Source organism: Pseudomonas sp. EA_15y_Pfl1_P101 (genome assembly GCF_963970835.1).
In the GTDB taxonomy this organism is placed as follows: Bacteria; Pseudomonadota; Gammaproteobacteria; order Pseudomonadales; family Pseudomonadaceae; genus Aquipseudomonas; species Aquipseudomonas tritici.
The window spans coordinates 386,227-405,089 of record NZ_CAXAPA010000002.1 but is presented as its reverse complement, the minus strand read 5'-3'; the positions used below and the strand labels follow the sequence as shown (position 1 = coordinate 405,089).

The window sequence follows — 18,863 nt, the reverse complement described above, 5'->3', positions numbered from 1 at the left end:
GCGTGCTCCTTAAGGTTGTTTGAGGGCGATGGCTTGAGTGGCCGTGTTCGGCACCACATGGGCGGCCAGGCCGCCCGCGAACACTTGGTTACCAACCACGCGCAGGGTGATCACCTGATAGCGCTGATCAGCCTTTACCGTCACCAGCGTGCCGCCCAGGGCATTGGGCAGGCTGATCTGGTGTTCGCCGTGCTTGAGGCGCAGGCGGGTCACCTGGGTCAGGTCCGGCAGTGTGCGCCAGGTGCGGGTGTCGGCGCCTTCGGTGACGGCCGAGGCGATACCCAGCACCAGGCCCGCCATAGGGTTGGTCTTGTTCAGGTTGTTCTGCGCCACGCCACGGGTGACCGCGCGCACGGTGGTGCGCAGGATGATCCCTGGCATGTCATCGCGCAGTGCGCGGCGGGACATGGCCGTGGTGCTGTTGAGTGCAGTGAGGTTCTGCTGCTGGCCGTCGACGCCGATCTGGGCGAAGGTCGCGGTGGACGTATCCGCCTTGATCACCGGGAATGACAGCGGTGTGATCACCAGGTTGCCATTGATGGGAATCGGCAGCGGCAGGCGAATCGAATCGCGGGCCGGTGCCAGGCCGCTCTGCACCACGATCAGCACGTCGGTTTCATTGGCGCCGACCTTGGATTTATCCAGGTTCAGCAGGGCCTGTTCCAGCAACGGGGTATTGGGGCGCAACTCGGCGGCCTTGCGGTAGCCGGGGGCCGCCAGGTCTTTTTCGCCCAAGGCTTCGTAGACGAAACCGGCCAGGTAATGGCTGAACGCACTCTGGTAGCTGTTTTTCAGGCCGACCACTTCCGGCGCATCCAGTGCTTCCACCGGGTAGCCGCGCAGGTCTTTCATCCGGGTGGTCACGCCTTCACGCTCGGCTTCGTTCTCGCGCTTGAGGTATTCCTTGTCCCTCAGGTCGGCAATCACCGCTTCGCGTTCATGGGTCTTCTTGATTTGAGTGCGCGCGCCGTCGAAGTCGTTCAGGGCCAGGAGGTTCAGGGCCATCTGCGTGGTCAGCATGACCTTTTCGTAGTCATAGCCTTCGTAGCGCCGCACTTTGTCGTTGGCAACGAAACTGCCGAACTGGGCGAGGTACCTGGCGCTGTCGAACTTGACCGAGTCCTCCCACTTGGCGACTTGCAGGTCGGCACTGCGCCAGGCTGTCTGGCTGCCAGTCATGTCGCCTTTAGCCCGCAGCAACTCGCCCTTCTCGAAGAAATAGAGCAGGTCCTTGTCGTCGCCGGTGTTGTTCTTTTCCAGCAGCGTCAGCGCGGCGTCGACATTGCCGGTGGCCAATTGCTGGTTGGTGGCTTGCAGTTCGGTGTCGTAATTGCGGAACATCGAACAGCCGGACAGCAAGGTAACCGCCGCAAGCGCGAGCGAAGGTAAGGCGCGAAATGCCATGCAAACTTCTTCCCTGAAAAGTATCAACCGATGTGGTAATTCCTCATAAAAACGAGGAACGAAATTCCCTTTCGCACTAACAGGGCGCGGCATTATAGGCACCATTACTGGCAAAACAATGGCTATTTGCTCAGATGAAATCGACTGGAGTGCCACCCTCCCGCATTTAAAACGCTCCGCCCCCACAAACGACAAATCACTTACGGCTTGAGTCAAACCCGTAAAGCCTTAACAATGTGTTACTTCGTATTTCCATTTGAGATTCGTTCATGACTGCCCCCTTCCGTTTTCTCGCCTGGCTGATATTGCCGGCGTTGATGTCGTGCAGCTTCAACCTGTTGGCCGCGACTGCCGAGGGCGCCCCACAAGCTCTGCATTTGCTGGACTACATTGGTGCTGACTATCCTCCGACGGTGGAGGCGGGCAAGGTTATCGATGAGTCCGAATACCGCGAACAGCTGGAGTTTCTCGGGGTGTTGCAGGGGCTGGTGGCAGAGTTGCCACAGCGCCAGGAACGCGCGGCGTTGGTCAACGGTGTTGATGAACTGTTAGCGGCTATAACCGCTCATCAGGACGGCGCGACAGTCGCACGCCAAGCCCGGCAATTGGGGGCTCAACTGGCCGTGGCCTATGAAGTCAGTCAGGCCCCGGCGATCACGCCTGATCCAACCCGTGGCGCGCCGCTCTACGCCCAACATTGCTCGGTGTGCCACGGCACAGCGGGCTCCGGTGATGGGCCGGCCAGTGTGGGTATGACGCCGCCGCCCGCTAATCTGCGGGACGCTGTGCGTCTGGATCGCCTGAGTCTCTACGCGATCTACAACACGCTGGGCCTGGGTGTCGAAGGTACCGATATGCCGTCCTTTGCCGACCAACTGGACGATCGCCAACGCTGGGACCTGGCCACTTACATCGCCGGCTTCACCGCCGACCCGGCCGCCGCCAAAAGTGAGCAACCGTTTAACCTCGCCGACCTGGCTCGCCAGACGCCCAATGAAGTGCTGGCCGCTAACGGCCCGGCTGCCGCCGCGACGTTCCGCGCCCAGCGTGCGCAACCGCCGCAGGTCAAGCGTGGCCCTGCGCAGCTGCTCGAATACACCGCTACGACCCTGGACAAGAGCCTGGCCGCGTTCCGCAGCGGTGATCACGAACAGGCCTACGACCTGTCGGTGGCCGCGTACCTGGAAGGCTTCGAGCTGGTGGAAAGCTCCCTGGACAACGTCGACGCCAACGTGCGCAAAGACACCGAGAAGGCGCTGATGGCCTACCGGCAGTCGTTGCAGGACGGTTTGCCGGTCGAGCAGGTTCAACAGCGTCTGGACGTGGCCAAAGGCAAACTCGCCGAGTCCGCCGGCTTGCTGGGCAGCGACGGCCTGAGCTGGTCGTTGAGCTACATCTCCGGTTTGTTGATCCTGCTGCGTGAAGGCCTGGAAGCGATCCTGGTGCTGGCCGCGATCCTCGCGTTCTTGCGCAACACTGGCCAGCAGTCGGCGGTGCGCAGCGTCAACGTCGGCTGGGGCCTGGCGCTGTTGGCGGGTTTGGCGACCTGGGCGTTGGCCGCGTATGTGATTGACGTGAGCGGCGCCCAGCGCGAGCTGCTTGAGGGCTGCACGGCGCTGTTCGCCAGCGTGATGGTGCTGTGGCTCGGCGTGTGGATGCATGACCGTCGCCACGCTGCGGCCTGGCAGGATTACATCAAGAGCAGCCTGGTGGGCGGTGGCGGGCGTTTTGGCTTTGCGATGCTGGCGTTCTTCTCGGTGTACCGCGAGCTGTTCGAGGTGATCCTGTTCTACGAAACCCTGTGGCTGCAAGCCGGTCCGGCCGGGCACAACGCTGTGCTGGCGGGTGGCGCCACGGCGTTGGTGCTGTTGGTGGGCCTGGCGTGGGTAATCCTGCGGGGTTCGGCGAAGCTGCCGTTGGCGTTGTTCTTCGGAATCAACGCCGCGCTGCTGTGTGCACTGTCGGTGGTGTTTGCGGGGCACGGCGTGAAGGCGTTGCAGGAAGCCGGGATCTTCGGCACGCGGCCGGTGGCATTCTTTGACTTTGATTGGCTGGGGATTCACGCCGATGCCTACTCGCTGAGTGCGCAGGCAGTAGCGATCCTGGCGATTGTGGTGCTGTATGGCCGCAGTCGGATGGCGGAGAAGCGCCGGGTGGCGGCATAAGATGCGCGTGTGGATTGATGCCGACGCCTGTCCTCGGGCGGCCAAGGACCAAGTGGTGAAGTTCGCCCTCAAGCGCCAGTTCGAAGTGGTGCTGGTGGCCGGTCAGAGCCAGATCAAGCCGAGCTTTGCCTGCGTGAAGCTGATTGTGGTGCCCAGTGGCCCGGATGCGGCGGATGACTACCTGGTAGAGCACGCAGAGCGTGGTGAACTGGTGATCTGCAGCGATGTGCCGCTGGCTGACCGTTTGGTGAAAAAGGGTGTCACGGCCCTCGATCCACGGGGCAAGGAGTTCAGCCCGGCCAACATGAGTGAGCGCCTGGCAGTGCGCAACCTGTTCACCGATCTGCGCGAGCAGGGCCAGATGGGCGGCGGTCCACCGCCCCATGGCGAGAAGGACAAGCAGGCGTTTGCCAATGCCCTTGACCGAATCCTCACCCGGTTGATGCGCCAAGCCTGATCTGTGTAGGGAGCGGGCAAGCCCGCTCACTACACCCAGTGTTTGGCAAGCTGATCAGTCGTTTTCGTGTGTGAGCTCCAGCAACCGATCCACCAGCTTGTTGATCCCCGAAGCGACCTCGCTGATGTTCTTGCCGAGCATATAGGCCGGGGTACTCACCAGTTTGCGCGCCTGGTCTTCGACGATATCTTCCACCGCGCACTCCTGGTGGGTGGCGCCCATCTTGTCCAGTGCGGCGGCGGTGTCGGCACAGTTGCCAATGGTGCAGGTCACGCCAGGACCGTAGATTTTCGCCGCCAGGGCCGGTGAAATGCAGATCAACCCGACGGGCTTGCCCGCTTCGGCAAAAGCCTCGGCCAGCTCCAGAACCTGCGGGTTGACGCTGCAGCCGGCGCCTTCCACGGCAAAGTTCGACAGGTTCTTCGCCGCACCAAACCCGCCGGGCACGATCAGCGCATCGAAGTCTTCGGCATTGGCTTCGCGGATGTCTTTCACGTCACCCCGGGCGATCCGCGCCGACTCCACCAGCACATTGCGTGACTCGGGCATCGCTTCGCCGGTGAGGTGGTTGATCACGTGCAGTTGCGCGATGTCTGGGGCGAAGCATTGGACCAGAGCGCCGCGCTGGTCCAGGCGCAGCAGCGTGATCACGCTTTCTTGGATCTCTGCGCCGTCGTACACGCCACAGCCGGAAAGGATCACTGCTATCTTTTTGCTCATGGGCATTTCTCCTGGGTTCTTGGCGTTAAATGTCTACTAATTTGTCATCTGTTGCCAATGGGGTCTCGCGCCGCTGCACCTAATCTGATGTAACAAAAATAAACCGGACCAGACCATGGACTTCGTGCCTTACGCGGTACCGTTTTTCATCGCCCTGATTGTGGTGGAGCTGCTCGCCGATCATTGGCGTGGCCAGCGTAACTACCGGGTGGCGGACGCCATCAACAGCCTTAGCACCGGTGTGCTGTCTACCACCACGGGGCTGCTGAGCAAGGGCGTGGGGCTGTTGACCTATGCGTTCGCCCTCAAGCACCTCGCGGTGGTCGAGTTGTCGGCCCAAAGCGTCTGGACCTGGGTGTTCGCCTTTGTGTTCTACGACTTCTGCTACTACTGGCTGCATCGCATGGGGCACGAACGCAACATCTTGTGGGCCGCGCACTCGGTGCATCACCAGAGCGAGGACTACAACCTCAGCACTGCCCTGCGCCAGACCAGCACCGGTTTCCTGCTGAGCTGGATCTTCTACCTGCCGCTGGCCGCACTCGGTGTGCCGTTGGTGGTGTTTATCAGCGTGGCGTCCGTCAACTTGCTGTATCAATTCTGGGTGCACACCCGGCATGTGCCCAAACTCGGCTGGTTCGAATGGTTTTTCGTCACGCCATCCAATCATCGGGCCCACCATGCACAGAACGCTCTCTACATGGATCGCAACTACGGCGGGGTGTTCATTATTTGGGACCGCCTGTTCGGCTCTTTCCAGGAAGAAGACGACAACGAGCCGGTCATTTTCGGCGTGACCACGCCGTTGGCCAGCTGGAACCCGCTGTGGGCCAACCTGCAGTTTTATGCACAGCTGTGGAGTGATGCGCGGCGCACAGAAAACCGGTGGGACAAGCTGCGCATCTGGTTCATGCGCACCGGCTGGCGCCCGGCGGACGTGAAGGCCAAGTACCCGCTGGCGAAACATGATTTGAGCCAGTTCCGCAAATTCGAGGTAGCGCTGGATGTGCGCCAACAGGTCTACATCGCCCTGCAGTTCGCGGCGTATGTCGGCTTTGGTAGCTATTTGATGAATGTCGGCGAAGGCTTGCCCACGGCGGCGCTGATCCTGGGCTGGAGTGCCATGGCGTTGGGGCTGTTTACATTGGGTGTGGCTTTGGAGAACCGCCCGTGGGCGTTCAACGCCGAGCTTTCACGGCTGGTGCTGAATGTGCCGCTGGTATGGCTGGCACCGTTGGTCGGTCTGTGGCCGGCCAGCAACCTGGGCTGGCTGGGCCTGCTCAGTTACAGCCTGCTCAGCGTGATTGGCCTCTACTGCTGCAGAAGCCGGTTTACTCGACGGGTGTCTTAGGCGCTTCAACCCGTGCTTGCTCGGCGGCAAGCCGGGCCTTTTCATCGGCACAGGCCTGACGAGCGATACGGGCGTTCTTGAAGCGGCGGCGCAGCCAGAGGCCAACGCCTAGCAGCAGCAACGCGCCCAATACCCATAACTCATATTTCTTCACGCTACCGAGCATGCCTTCCAGCACCGCGCCGAAGTGATAGGCCGCTGCGCCCAACGCGGCCGCCCAGATCGCGGCACCAATACCGTTAAGGATCAGGTAACGCAGCGGCGGGTAGCCGGAAAGACCGATCGCCACTGGCATGACCGTGCGTAGCCCGTAGACGAAGCGAAAGCTCAATACCCAGATATCCGGGTGCTTGCGGATATGCTCCAGGGCTTTGTCGCCCATCAGTTGCCAGCGCGGCTTGCGCGCCAACAGCTTGCGGCCGTGCTTGCGGCCCATGTAATACCAAAGCTGATCGCCGGCGTAGCTACCGAAAAAGGCAACCACCACCACCAGGTTGATATCCATGTACCCACGGAACGCCAGGAAGCCTGCGAGAACAAGAATGGTCTCGCCTTCAAAGAAGGTGCCTAGGAAGAGGGCAAAGTAGCCGAAGTCATGCAGAAATTGTTGAAGCATGGTCTGGGTGCTGGCGAAATGAACGCGCAGCCTACGCCTTCACGAAGATTCATGAAAGTATCGAGATGTGTCGCGAAGTGAACATTTCCTATGTAAATGGCGAATGCGACTACAGGTCGCATCCTTAAGCACAACTGTCATGCCTTCGTCATAATGGCCGCTTATAACTGCAACGCTCGCCCGTGAACCCGGGCTCAGGAGTCTGTCGTGAGCTTTAACCCTGCCAATCGCCTGTTTCCAGCCACCCGTCTGCGTCGCAATCGTCGTGATGATTTTTCTCGTCGTCTGGTGCGTGAAAACGTACTGACGACCGACGATCTGATCCTGCCGGTGTTTGTGCTGGACGGTGAAAATCGTCGGGAAGCGGTGGCTTCGATGCCCGGTGTCGAACGCCTGAGCATTGATCTGCTGCTTGAAGAAGCCGCGGGCTGGGTCGAGTTGGGGATTCCAGCGCTGGCGCTGTTCCCGGTCACGCCGTCTGAACTCAAGTCGCTGGACGCTGCCGAAGCCTGGAACCCGCAAGGAATCGCCCAGCGCGCCACGCGCGCCCTGCGCGAGCGTTTCCCGGAGCTGGGGGTGATCACTGACGTGGCGTTGGACCCGTTCACCACCCACGGTCAGGATGGCATTCTTGACCGGGACGGCTATGTTGAAAACGACATCACCGTGGATGCCCTGGTCAAGCAAGCCCTGTCCCATGCAGCAGCCGGTGCCCAGGTGGTTGCACCGTCGGACATGATGGACGGCCGGATCCAGGCGATCCGTGAATCCCTGGAGCTGGCCGGTCACGTCAACGTGCGGATCATGGCCTATTCGGCCAAGTACGCCAGCGCCTATTACGGCCCGTTCCGCGATGCGGTGGGCTCGGCGCTTAACCTGGGCAAGGCCAACAAGGCTTCGTACCAGATGGACCCGGCCAACAGCCATGAAGCCCTGCACGAAGTGGCGGCCGACTTGGCCGAAGGCGCTGACATGGTGATGGTCAAGCCGGGGATGCCCTACTTGGACATCCTTTATCGGGTCAAAGAAGAATTCAAGGTGCCGACCTTTGTGTATCAGGTCAGTGGCGAATACGCCATGCACATGGCAGCAATACAGAATGGATGGCTGAGTGAAGGGGTGATCCTTGAATCCCTCACAGCCTTTAAACGCGCCGGGGCTGATGGCATTCTGACCTACTTCGCCGCCCGCGCCGCCCAATTGCTTAGAGAGCAACAATAGCCCTCACAGGAACACTCGATGAATACCGAAGGACTCACAGAAGTTGCCGTAAAAGACACTCACCCGGCGGTTGAACAAGTCACCGCAACGCCGCCGGAGCACCAGCCCGCCGTGCCTGTCGTGGTGGCCGAGCCACCTGCGCCGGCCCCAGTGGTCGCTGTGACCAACCTGGATGACAGCAGCCTGTACATCCACCGCGAGCTGTCACAACTGCAATTCAACATCCGCGTACTGGAACAGGCGCTGGATGAGTCCTATCCGCTGCTGGAGCGGCTGAAGTTCCTGCTGATCTTCTCCAGCAACCTGGACGAGTTCTTCGAGATCCGCGTCGCCGGCCTCAAGAAACAAATCACCTTTGCCCGCGAACAAGCCGGCGCCGACGGCCTGCAGCCGCATCAGGCGCTGGCGCGCATCAGCGAACTGGTACACGGCCATGTGGACCGCCAATACGCGATCCTCAACGACATCCTGTTGCCGGAACTGGAAAAACATCAGGTCCGCTTCATCCGTCGTCGTCACTGGACCACCAAGATCAAGACCTGGGTGCGCCGTTACTTCCGTGACGAGATTTCGCCGATCATCACCCCAATTGGCCTCGACCCGACGCACCCGTTCCCGTTGCTGGTGAACAAGAGCCTCAATTTTATTGTCGAGCTGGAAGGTATCGACGCCTTCGGCCGTGACTCAGGCCTTGCGATCATCCCGGCACCGCGTCTGTTGCCACGGATCATTAAGGTACCGGAAGAGGTGGGGGGCGCTGGCGATAACTATGTATTCCTGTCGTCGATGATCCATGCGCACGCCGATGACCTGTTCCAGGGCATGAAGGTGAAGGGCTGCTACCAATTCCGCCTGACCCGTAACGCCGACCTGGCGCTGGACTCCGAAGACGTCGAAGACTTGGCCCGTGCTCTGCGCGGCGAGCTGTTCTCGCGGCGCTACGGCGATGCGGTGCGCCTGGAAGTGGCCGACACCTGCCCTAAACACCTGTCGGACTACCTGCTGAAACAGTTCAACCTGGCCGAATCCGAGTTGTACCAGGTCAACGGCCCGGTGAACTTGACGCGCCTGTTCAGCATTACCGGCCTGGACAGCCATCCGGAACTGCAATACACCCCGTTCACCCCGCAGATCCCGAAATTGCTGCAAAACAGCGAGAATATCTTCAGTGTGGTGAGCAAGCAGGACATCCTGCTGCTGCATCCGTTCGAGTCCTTCACGCCAGTGGTCGACTTGCTGCGACAAGCCGCCAAGGACCCACACGTGTTGGCCGTGCGCCAGACCCTGTACCGTTCCGGCGCCAACTCGGAAATCGTCGACGCCCTGGTCGACGCCGCGCGTAACGGCAAGGAAGTCACGGCGGTGATCGAGTTGCGTGCGCGGTTCGACGAAGAGTCCAACCTGCAGTTGGCCAGCCGCCTGCAAGCGGCCGGCGCGGTGGTGATCTACGGTGTGGTCGGCTTCAAGACCCACGCCAAGATGATGCTGATCCTGCGCCGCGAAGCCGGTGAGATCGTGCGCTACGCGCACTTGGGCACTGGTAACTACCACGCCGGTAACGCCAAGCTCTACACCGACTACAGCCTGCTGACGTCCGACGATGCCTTGTGTGAAGACGTCGGCAAGTTGTTCAGCCAGTTGATCGGCATGGGCAAGACCTTGCGCATGAAGAAGCTGCTGCACGCGCCGTTCACCCTGAAGAAGGGCATGCTCGACATGATTGCCCGCGAAACCCAGTTCGCCCTCGACGGCAAACCGGCGCACATCATTGCCAAGTTCAACTCGTTGACCGATCCGAAGATCATTCGCGCGCTGTACAAGGCCAGCCAGTCCGGCGTGCGCATCGATCTGGTGGTGCGCGGCATGTGCTGCCTGCGTCCGGGCATTGTCGGGGTTTCGCACAACATCCATGTGCGCTCGATCATCGGCCGCTTCCTGGAGCACACGCGGGTTTTCTACTTCCTCAACGGTGGCGAAGAGCAGATGTTCCTCTCCAGTGCCGACTGGATGGAGCGCAACCTTGATAAGCGTGTGGAAACATGCTTCCCGGTGGAAGGCAAGAAGTTGATCATGCGGGTCAAGAAGGAGCTGGAAAGCTACCTCACCGACAACACCCACAGCTGGAGCCTGCAGTCGGACGGCCGCTATATTCGCAACACGCCGACCGGCAACCAGAACCCGCGCAGTGCGCAGGCGACGTTGCTGGAGCGCTTGGGTAGCCCGATCCTGACGGTTAACTAACAGCCGACACAAACCTAATGTGGGAGCGGGCTTGTTCGCGAATGCGGTAGATCAGTCAGTACATCTAGTGACTGACACTCCGCATTCGCGAGCAAGTCTGCTCCCACATTTGTTTTTGCAGTGTTCTTTGGACCGGCTCAGCGCATGTTCAGGCTGAACCCCACCCGCGTCAGCCACTCCGCTTCCTGGGCGAAATCCGCCTGGGTCAGCTGATTCTCATCCAGCCAACCTTTCGGGAACACTACGTCCAGGCTGTCGCCGTCGGCGCGCAGGGTCACCTGGGGCATTTCCTGGGTGCCACGGATATGGTGGAACAGGATTGCAAAGCGCAGCAGCACGCACAGGCGAATCAGCTTGATGCCTTCGTCGCCGAACTCTGCGAATTTGTCTTTAGGGATGTTACGGCGGTGGCCACGCACCAACAGCGCCAGCATTTGCTGGTCTTCCCGGGAGAAGCCGGCAAGGTCCGAGTGCTCAATCAGATAGGCACCGTGCTTGTGGTAATGGTAGTGGGCGATATCCAGGCCCACCTCATGCACCTTGGCCGCCCAGCCCAACAACTCGCGCCATACGCCGTCTTCCAGGTCCCAATCCTCGGCGACCTGGTCGAAGGCGTGCAGGGCTTTACGCTCCACCCGGGCTGCTTGTTCCAAGTCGACGTGGTAACGCTCCATCAACGAACTGAGCGTGCGCTCCCGCACGTCCTCGTGGTGGTGGCGGCCCAGCAGGTCGTAGAGCACACCTTCGCGCAGGGCGCCGTCGCAGTGGTCCATGCGTTGCAACTCGAGGGCGTCGAAGATCGCTTCAAGAATCGCCAGGCCGGCCGGGAAGATGGTACGACGATCCGGCTTGATGCCGTCGAAGTCGATTTTCTCGGCGTCCCCCAGCTTGAACAGTTTGCGTTTTAGCCACGCCAGGCCTTCGGCATTCACTTCACCGGTGCCATGGCCGCCGGCTTTCAGGGCCAGGCCGATGGCGCGGATAGTGCCGGACGAGCCGATGGCTTCATCCCACGTCAGGCGGTGCAGGGCGTGCTCGATGCTCATGATCTCCAGTCGCGCCGCCGTGTAGGCCTGGGCGTAGCGCGCCGGGGTGATCTTGCCATCCTTGAAATAGCGTTGGGTAAAGCTGACGCAGCCCATCTGCAGGCTTTCGCGCAGTAGCGGTTCGAAGCGCTGGCCAATGATGAATTCGGTACTGCCCCCGCCGATGTCGGCGACCAGGCGTTTGCCGGGCGTATCAGCCAGGGTGTGGGACACGCCGAGGTAGATCAGGCGCGCTTCTTCACGGCCAGAGATGACTTCAACGGGATGCCCAAGGATCTCCTCGGCGCGGCGGATGAATTCGCCACGGTTGCGGGCTTCGCGCAGGGCGTTGGTGCCGACGATTCGCACGGCGCCCAGGGGCATGCCGTTGATCAACTGGGCAAATCGCTTGAGGCAATCGAGCCCGCGCTGCATGGATTCTTCGTTGAGTTGGCGCTCATCGTCGATTCCGGCAGCCAGTTGCACTTTTTCGCCGAGCCGCTCAAGGATGCGGATTTCGCCGTTCTGGGCCTTGGCCACGACCATGTGAAAGCTGTTGGAGCCCAGGTCGATGGCGGCGATCAGGGACAGATTCTTGGCTTTGGATTGCGGCATGGTTAGGGGGTCTCGGTCGATAACCCAGCCATCGTGCCACGATCGACCTTTGGTGCCAACGCGTACTGCTTCGGTAATTTTTCTTCGGCTGTGTGTAAGGAATTCTTGTGGGGAATGTAGGACGGTTTTCTAAGCCCGTAGCGAATGATGTTTCATCTTTGTAGGCGTAATTAAGCGCTTGTTGTTTTCAGGCTGTTTACGATTTTGCCTACACTAAGTCGGGTAATCACTAATTGGTTTTGTACTTAAGCCTACTCGACGATGAATTCTGGCCCACTTTCTCTATTTACGCCTCCCACGAAGAGTGGCGTGTTCTCTCATTCTTTATTCGGGTGGCAAAGCGACAGACTGTCACTCGGCAATTTTGCCGTGGTGTTATTTATGTATGGTCCTATGTTCAGGATGAAGAAAAGATGGGTAAAGGATACCCGGCCATCGTAAACGCACCTGCCCACTATAGATGACAGGTTAAACATGAAAAAAATGCTTGGTTTGACAGTAGGTACTCTGTGTCTGGTCGCGAGTATCGGCGCTCATGCAACAACGGCTGCTGAACTGATTGTACGAGGGACGATCAAGCCGTTGGCTTGCAACCTCAGCCTCGCCGGTGGAGGCATCGTGGATTACGGAATAATTCCCTCCGGCAGTCTGTCCGCCACTAACTTCAATCCGCTAACAGAAAAACCTGTCAGGTTGTCCGTCAGTTGCGGCAAGGCGCCAGCCCAATTCGGCCTGACGCTGACTGACCTGCAATCGGGCAGCAAGGTGACCGGGATTCTCGGTTCCGGGTTCACCGAGGCGCAGAACTTCGGGCTTGGCCTTGCCAACGGCAAGCGTACGGGTGGCTACTCCGTGAGGCTGACGAATCTGAGCTCGTCCACCGGGCCCCTGAACCCTCTCGTGCGTGTTGGCACCACAGGTTCCTGGCAGCGCAGTGACGGCAAAGTCGCGCAAAGGCCGAGTCAATATTCGTGGGGCAACGGCTCCAGCCTGCAACCCGCATCCATCACCCAACTTACGGGCACTCTGGCTGTGAAAGCCGTTATCAACCGCACGCAAGATCTGGACCTGACCCGTGATACGACGCTGGACGGCCGCGCCACTCTGGAATTGAGTTACATCTAAATACGTTATTAGCGGCCGACATTAACGCACAGGCAGTGATGCGTCTCTGTTAAGTGTCGGCTGTTTTTGCGTGGGTGTTCGTTAATTATTGGCTTTATGGCGGTGAGGGAACTCAGTGAAGGCTCTTTCAATAATAGTGATGGCGTTTCTACGGTATATAAGCGTGTGCCTTTGCTTGTGTGGTATGGCCGTAGCTGACGGGATGCAACCCGAGACAACAGTTGTGATTTTGAATGAAGAGGACGGTGAGGCGACACTTAATATAACAAACACTGACCCTGGTGCGGCGTTGCTGCATTCGGTCATACAAAACATACCTGAAGATTTGGAATCCTTATTGATTGTTACGCCGCCCATTACTCGGGTCGAGGCGGGCGACACTCAACTTGTACGCTTCATCATGACCACGAAGGCACCGCTCAAGACCCAACGCCTGAAGCGAGTCTCCTTTGAAGGTATCCCCCAGGCTCGCGCGCCCGGCGGTGCGACCATTGGTATCACCCTGCGCCAGAACCTGCCGTTGATCCTGCATCCCAAAGGCTTGCCCAAGCACGATGCGCCATGGCAGTTGCTCACCTGGAAGCGCGAAGGTGACCAGATAAAGGCTTATAACAACAGCGCTTACGTTGTGCGGATGGCACTGGAAGTCCAACTGCATCCGCTGGCGCGTCTGGGAAAGTTACCGCGTACCTACATTCTGCCGGGTGAAGTGCTCACGCTAGCGACAGACAACTCAGTGGCGGGAGTGGTCGCGGTGGAGATTCAACCGGCCACGGTCTACGGGTTTACGGTGGACAGCTACCGCGCACCCGTTACGGCAGATGTGGACTGACGAGCCTATGAAAAAGATCAGGCACTCAGGTCGCTCTGCCAAAAGCGCGTCTGGCAAGTTATTACAGGCGCGTTCCAGGGTCTTGCTGGGGCTCGCGACGCTGTGGGGGTTGCCAGGCTCCAGCGCAGCCGTGGCGCTCGGAGAAGGTTTTGACCTGGCCGCGTTGACAACCCTTGGGATCGACCCGCAGGTGTCCGAATACTTTCGCAGCGCGGCGCGCTTTCGCGAAGGTGTGCATGTGGTCGGGCTGCGGGTCAATGGCGCCCCGCTGGGGTTGGTAGACGCGCGGTTCGATTACCAGGGCCAGTTGTGCTTCACCGAGGCGTTACTGGCGAAGGCGGGTCTGGTCAAACCCTCCCGTGTGCTACGCGAAGGCATCAGCCCTGACCAGGCCTGCCATGATTTCGTTGGGGAATACCCGGCGACCATGGTACGGCTGCGCCCGAGCAGCGATGAGGTCACCCTGGTAGTGCCGACCCAGTCCCTGCGCGCGCCAGAGTGGGAAGCCGGGAATTTTTCTCAGGGCGGCGCGGCAGCCATCTTCAACTATGACGTGTTGGGTTTCGATACCCGTTCGCGAAGTGGGCCAAGTCGCTTTGTGTCGGCCTATACCGAGGCAGGGTTCAACCTGGGTAACTGGATTGTTCGCAGCCGCCAGTTTTTTATCTCTGACAATGGCCAGACGCGAACCGAGCAGGTGGACGCCTACGCCCAGCGTGATATCGCGGCGTTGCAGTCGACTTTCCAGGCCGGACAGATTTCCAGCAACAACCCGATATTTGGCGGGGTGCAACTGGCTGGCTTGCAGTTTTTTCCGGATGGTCAACAACGCGCGGGTGGGGGCAGCAGCGAGGTAGTGGTTGAAGGGCTGGCCCAAAGCCAGTCACGGGTCGAGGTGCGTCAGTCGGGTGCATTGATCCATACCACGCTGGTGCCGGAGGGGCCGTTCAGGCTCACTGGATTACCGTTGCTCAACAGCACCAGCGACCTCGATGTGAGCGTGATTGACGTGCGGGGCGCAAAGCGCAGTTTTGTCGTACCCGCCGCGTCCTTTCGAGGTGGGGCTCCGGTTGCGCCGGGGTATTACTTTTCCGTCGGCAAGGTGCGTGACACGTCCTTCGACAGCCGGGAAGCGCCCGTTGTTGCCATGGGCAGCGGCACCTGGGGCCTGGGCCAGAACTCGTCACTGGGTTTCGGTTTGCTGAGTACCGACGAGTATCAGTCGGCAGGCGGCTCACTGAGCAGTGTGTTTTTCCATCAAATGACGGTGGGCATGCGCCACAACCTGTCCCGTGATGGCCAAGATGGCGTAGGGGGCGCACGCAGCACACTCTCTGTGGGCAGCCCGTTGTTCGCCAACCTCGACATGAACCTGAGCGCCTCTACGCAAAGCCGAGGCTACCGGGAGGTGCTGGACGCAGGCCAGGCGTCGCGTGGGTACGACTTCGATGCGCGTTTCAAGCGCCAGTACACGGCAGGGTTGAGCTGGGCGGACCCGTTTGTGGGTGGTTTTTCCATCAGTTTCACGCGTAGCACGCAGTTTGACGGGCAGTCCGCCGATCACCTCTTTGCCTCATGGAACAATACGTTTAACGGTGTGGGTGTGGCGCTGATCGCCGACGCTCAGGTCGGTGGGGCCAGGCCTCAACGGCGTGACTCGGTGGCGGGTGGCCGACGCGACGGACGGCTGGACGAAGACACCTCCCTCCGGCTGCAGGTGACCGTGCCCCTGGGCGGTGATCGCCGAGTCAGTTCTTACGTCAGTCGTCGAGGCGACCGACTGGATGCTGGCACTGCTCTCAGCGAGCGGGTCAACGACTATGTGAACTACGAGGTCGGTGTTGATCGAGACGTGAGCGAGCGTGAGCAGAGCGTGCGCGGCCGTGTGGACGTACTGCCGCTTTATACCCGCGTGAGCTTGGGTGCCAGCCGTGATCCGTCGAGCACCAGTTATTCCGGGCAACTGCAAGGCGGCATTGTCGCCCATGAACACGGCGTGACGTTCTCGCCGTATGCAGTGCAGGACACGTTTGGCATCGTCTCGGTGGGCGATATTGCTACGGCCAAGGTCTCCACGGCCCAAGGGCCGGTATGGACGGATTTCAGCGGCCAGGCGGTGATCCCCGGGCTGCAGGCCTACGGCAATAACCATGTGCAAGTACAGACCCAGTCGCTGCCCAAGCGCGTCGACTTGAAGAACGGGACCAAGGTGCTCGCTGCTGGTCGTGGCTCAGTCAATATCCTCAACTTTGATGTGGTGAAAGTCCGTCGTCTGTTGCTTGAAGCCCTGGATGAACAGGGCCTGCCCTTGCCTCAAGGGGCCGCGGTGTTCGGCGAGGACAACAACTTTATGACCAGTGTGGTGGGTGACGGCATGATTTTTCTCAATAACATCGATGGGCCGCAAACGCTGAGGGTTTCATTGCCGGACTCGGCGTCCTGTGTGCTGCAAGTCAACCCTGAGCAAGAGTCTGGCGATGACCAACTTTTCGAAACCGCATCGGAGGTATGCCATGCTCGCTAAGCCGATGAGTGGCCCGCCTGTTGCCCGCCTGTGCCTGTTGTTGGTCGCCCTGATGGGCAGCCCTGCGCGTGCTGACGACTGCCGGATGACCTTGAGCGAGCCTCGGATCGACTACGGGGTGATGCGTCCTTCGCAAGCGTCGTCTGGCAGGGCGACATTGATGCTGGATACGCAACGTACGCTGCACCTGAGCGTGCTCTGCGCGACTCCCACGGGGATGAGCCTGCGCTTCAGCGGTGCACCCGCTGATGCCCAAAGCTATCAGTTTGGCCGGCAAGGGCGTTTCACTTTGAGCCTGAGGCAGGCGCAGGTCGACGGCAGCCCGGTGTCGTGGCAACCCGATGAAACCGCCAGCGGGCGGCTGCTACCCGGTCGCACGTTGTTTGCCAATGCTGCCGGTGTGGCGGTGACGGGCCGCCGGTTGACGGCCCAGGTGGAGATTGAGGTTCAACTGCCGGCTGATGCCCTCGCGGTACGCCGGGAGATGCAACTGGAGGGCCACGGCCAATTCGAGCTGGTCAGTCCGGCTGCTCCGTAGAGCCGATGAAGTTGGCCAGTTCGGCGGTTTTCGGGTGCGCGAACAAGTGTTTGGGGTCGCCGACTTCATGCACCTTGCCCTGGTGCATGAACACCAGCTTGTCGCCGACTTCGCGGGCAAAGCGCATCTCGTGAGTCACCATGATCAGGGTCATGCCGTCCTTGGCCAGTTGGCGCACCACGCTGAGCACTTCATTGACCAGTTCCGGGTCGAGGGCCGAGGTGATTTCATCGCACAGCAGCACCTTGGGCGACATCGCCAGTGCGCGGGCAATCGCCACGCGTTGCTGCTGGCCGCCGGACAAGCGATCGGGGAAGGCGTCGAATTTCTCCCCCAGCCCGACGCGCTCCAGCATTTGCTTGGCCAGCAGCGCAGCCTTGGCCTTGGGTACTTTTTGGACGACTTGCGGCGCGAGCATCACGTTTTCGCCGACGGTCAGGTGCGGGAACAGGTTGAACTGCTGAAACACCATGCCGACTTTCTGCCGCAGGCTGCGTAGGTCGGCGCGGGCGGCGTCGAGGTATTCGCCGTCGACTTCGATCACGCCGTCGTTGATCGATTCCAGGCCGTTGAGGGTGCGCAATAGTGTGGATTTACCCGAGCCGCTGCGACCGATGATCGCCACCACCTGGCCTTCTTCAACGGTCAGGTCGATGCCCTTGAGTACGTGGTGATCGCCGTAAAACTTATGCAGGGCGGAAATTCTAAGCAGAGGCATGCAGTCTCCTTTCCAGGTAGCGCGCACTGAGGGATAGGGGGTAGCAGAGCAGAAAGTAACCAAGCGCCACCAGGCCGTAGACCATGAAGGGCTCGAACGTGGCATTGGCGAGCATGCCGCCGGTCTTGGTCAGTTCGGTAAAGCCGATGATCGAGGTCACGGCGGTGCCTTTGACCACCTGCACTGAGAAGCCCACGGTGGGCGCCACGGCAATGCGCAGGGCCTGGGGCAGGATTACGTAGCGCAGCTGCTCAAGCGGGTTGAGCGCCAGGCTGGCCGACGCTTCCCACTGCCCGTGGGCGATGGAATCGACGCAGCCGCGCCAGATTTCAGCCAGGTAGGCGCTGGTAAACAAGGTCAGGGCGATTGCCGCCGCGAGCCAGGGCGAGATATCCACACCCAGCAGGGCAACGCCGAAAAACACCAGGAACAGCTGCATCAGCAGCGGCGTGCCCTGGAACAGTTCGATATAGGTACGCGCAACGTTGCGCGGGAGCGCCTTACTGCTGATGCGCATCGTCATCACCAGCAAACCGATCACGCCGCCACCCACAAACGCCACCAGCGACAGCAACAGCGTCCATTGCAGGCCCGTGAGCAGGTTGCGCACGATGTCCCAGAAAGAGAAATCACTCATCGGCTGTTCCTCATCACCCACCTGCGGCCGATCCAGTTGAGCAACTGGCGAATCATCAACGCCATGCACAGGTACACCAAGGTGGTCAGGGCATAGGTTTCAAAAGCGCGGAAATTGCGCGACTGGATAAAGTTGGCGGCGAAGCTCAGCTCTTCAGTGGCGATCTGCGAGCAGACTGCCGAACCGAGCATCACGATGATGATCTGGCTGCTCAGGGCCGGCCACACCTTGCCCAGCGCCGGCAGCAGCACCACGTGGCGGAACGCTTCGAAGCGCGTCATCGCCAGCGCTGCGGCAGCTTCCAGCTGCCCGCGTGGAATCGCCTGGATGCCAGCGCGGATGATTTCCGTGGAGTAGGCGCCCAGGTTGATCACCATCGCCAGCACGGCGGCTTGCCACTCGGTGATCTTCAGTCCCAGGGACGGCAGGCCGAAGAAGATGAAGAACAACTGCACCAGGAATGGTGTGTTGCGGATCAACTCGACGTACACACCGAAGAACCACGCAAACGGCTGGATCTTCCAGGCCCGCACCACCGCGCCGACGGTGCCTAACGCTACGCCGAGAATCGCGCCAATGGCTGTCAGTTCAAGGGTGAACAGCGCGCCGCGCAACAGCAGGTCGGTATTGGCCAGCACCGGCACAAAGTCGAATTGATAGGCCATGAATCAGCT

16 protein-coding genes are annotated in these 18,863 nt (G+C 60.4%); 9 read left to right on the top strand and 7 right to left on the bottom strand.

What is annotated here, in order from left to right:
* Nucleotides 1–9 precede the first annotated feature (9 nt).
* The gene (locus AACY36_RS04255; RefSeq protein ID WP_339415144.1) at nt 10–1,404 is read right to left on the bottom strand and encodes a COG3014 family protein; all 1,395 of its coding nucleotides are present in this window, start codon (nt 1,402–1,404) and stop codon (nt 10–12) included.
* Between the two features lie 269 nt (nt 1,405–1,673).
* Between AACY36_RS04255 and AACY36_RS04250 the strand changes: the two genes are divergently transcribed.
* Nucleotides 1,674–3,569 (top strand): FTR1 family protein, encoded by a 1,896-nt coding sequence (locus AACY36_RS04250; RefSeq protein ID WP_339496771.1) that lies wholly within the window; start codon nt 1,674–1,676, stop codon nt 3,567–3,569.
* Nucleotide 3,570: 1 nt separating this feature from the next.
* Nucleotides 3,571–4,026, top strand: coding sequence for a YaiI/YqxD family protein (locus tag AACY36_RS04245; RefSeq protein ID WP_339415146.1), 456 nt, complete (start codon nt 3,571–3,573; stop codon nt 4,024–4,026).
* A gap of 54 nt (nt 4,027–4,080) precedes the next feature.
* Here AACY36_RS04245 and elbB read toward each other — a convergent pair whose 3' ends face one another.
* The gene (gene elbB, locus AACY36_RS04240) at nt 4,081–4,746 is read right to left on the bottom strand and encodes an isoprenoid biosynthesis glyoxalase ElbB (RefSeq protein ID WP_339415147.1); all 666 of its coding nucleotides are present in this window, start codon (nt 4,744–4,746) and stop codon (nt 4,081–4,083) included.
* Between the two features lie 115 nt (nt 4,747–4,861).
* Between elbB and AACY36_RS04235 the strand changes: the two genes are divergently transcribed.
* A complete protein-coding gene (locus AACY36_RS04235; protein WP_339496770.1) occupies nt 4,862–6,097 on the top strand; it encodes a sterol desaturase family protein in 1,236 nt (411 codons plus the stop codon).
* On the opposite strand, the gene AACY36_RS04230 is transcribed toward AACY36_RS04235, so the two are convergent.
* Entirely contained in the window at nt 6,078–6,713 is a 636-nt protein-coding gene (locus tag AACY36_RS04230) for a DedA family protein (RefSeq protein WP_339415149.1), read from the bottom strand. The two genes, AACY36_RS04235 and AACY36_RS04230, sit on opposite strands and share 20 nt — an antisense overlap.
* 207 nt (nt 6,714–6,920) lie before the next feature.
* Here AACY36_RS04230 and hemB point away from each other — a divergent pair, with 207 nt between their 5' ends.
* Both hemB and ppk1 read left to right on the top strand, forming a co-directional pair.
* A complete protein-coding gene (gene hemB / locus AACY36_RS04225; RefSeq protein ID WP_339427618.1) occupies nt 6,921–7,934 on the top strand; it encodes a porphobilinogen synthase in 1,014 nt (337 codons plus the stop codon).
* Between the two features lie 18 nt (nt 7,935–7,952).
* Nucleotides 7,953–10,175 (top strand): polyphosphate kinase 1, encoded by a 2,223-nt coding sequence (gene ppk1 / locus AACY36_RS04220; protein WP_339427619.1) that lies wholly within the window; start codon nt 7,953–7,955, stop codon nt 10,173–10,175.
* Between the two features lie 137 nt (nt 10,176–10,312).
* Here ppk1 and ppx read toward each other — a convergent pair whose 3' ends face one another.
* Nucleotides 10,313–11,815: an exopolyphosphatase gene (gene ppx / locus AACY36_RS04215; protein ID WP_339415152.1), complete on the bottom strand. Its 1,503-nt coding sequence runs from the start codon at nt 11,813–11,815 to the stop codon at nt 10,313–10,315.
* A 474-nt stretch (nt 11,816–12,289) separates the two neighbouring features.
* Between ppx and AACY36_RS04210 the strand changes: the two genes are divergently transcribed.
* From AACY36_RS04210 to AACY36_RS04195, 4 genes are all read left to right on the top strand, one after another.
* The gene (locus AACY36_RS04210) at nt 12,290–12,940 is read left to right on the top strand and encodes a DUF1120 domain-containing protein (protein WP_339415153.1); all 651 of its coding nucleotides are present in this window, start codon (nt 12,290–12,292) and stop codon (nt 12,938–12,940) included.
* Between the two features lie 139 nt (nt 12,941–13,079).
* Nucleotides 13,080–13,772, top strand: a complete 693-nt coding sequence (locus AACY36_RS04205; protein ID WP_339415450.1) for a fimbria/pilus chaperone family protein — start codon at nt 13,080–13,082, stop codon at nt 13,770–13,772.
* 7 nt (nt 13,773–13,779) lie between these two features.
* Nucleotides 13,780–16,296, top strand: coding sequence for a fimbria/pilus outer membrane usher protein (locus AACY36_RS04200; RefSeq protein ID WP_339415154.1), 2,517 nt, complete (start codon nt 13,780–13,782; stop codon nt 16,294–16,296).
* Nucleotides 16,286–16,834, top strand: coding sequence for a hypothetical protein (locus tag AACY36_RS04195; protein WP_339415155.1), 549 nt, complete (start codon nt 16,286–16,288; stop codon nt 16,832–16,834). Before AACY36_RS04200 ends, AACY36_RS04195 begins: the two co-directional genes overlap by 11 nt.
* On the opposite strand, the gene AACY36_RS04190 is transcribed toward AACY36_RS04195, so the two are convergent.
* From AACY36_RS04190 to AACY36_RS04180, 3 genes are read right to left on the bottom strand one after another with little or no spacing between them, the layout of a single operon-like run.
* Nucleotides 16,815–17,552, bottom strand: coding sequence for an amino acid ABC transporter ATP-binding protein (locus tag AACY36_RS04190; RefSeq protein WP_339415156.1), 738 nt, complete (start codon nt 17,550–17,552; stop codon nt 16,815–16,817). The genes AACY36_RS04195 and AACY36_RS04190 overlap by 20 nt on opposite strands.
* Nucleotides 17,539–18,189, bottom strand: coding sequence for an amino acid ABC transporter permease (locus AACY36_RS04185; RefSeq protein WP_339415157.1), 651 nt, complete (start codon nt 18,187–18,189; stop codon nt 17,539–17,541). Before AACY36_RS04185 ends, AACY36_RS04190 begins: the two co-directional genes overlap by 14 nt.
* The gene (locus AACY36_RS04180; protein ID WP_339415158.1) at nt 18,186–18,854 is read right to left on the bottom strand and encodes an amino acid ABC transporter permease; all 669 of its coding nucleotides are present in this window, start codon (nt 18,852–18,854) and stop codon (nt 18,186–18,188) included. The genes AACY36_RS04185 and AACY36_RS04180 overlap by 4 nt, the downstream gene beginning before the upstream one ends.
* Between the last annotated feature and the right edge of the window lie 9 nt (nt 18,855–18,863).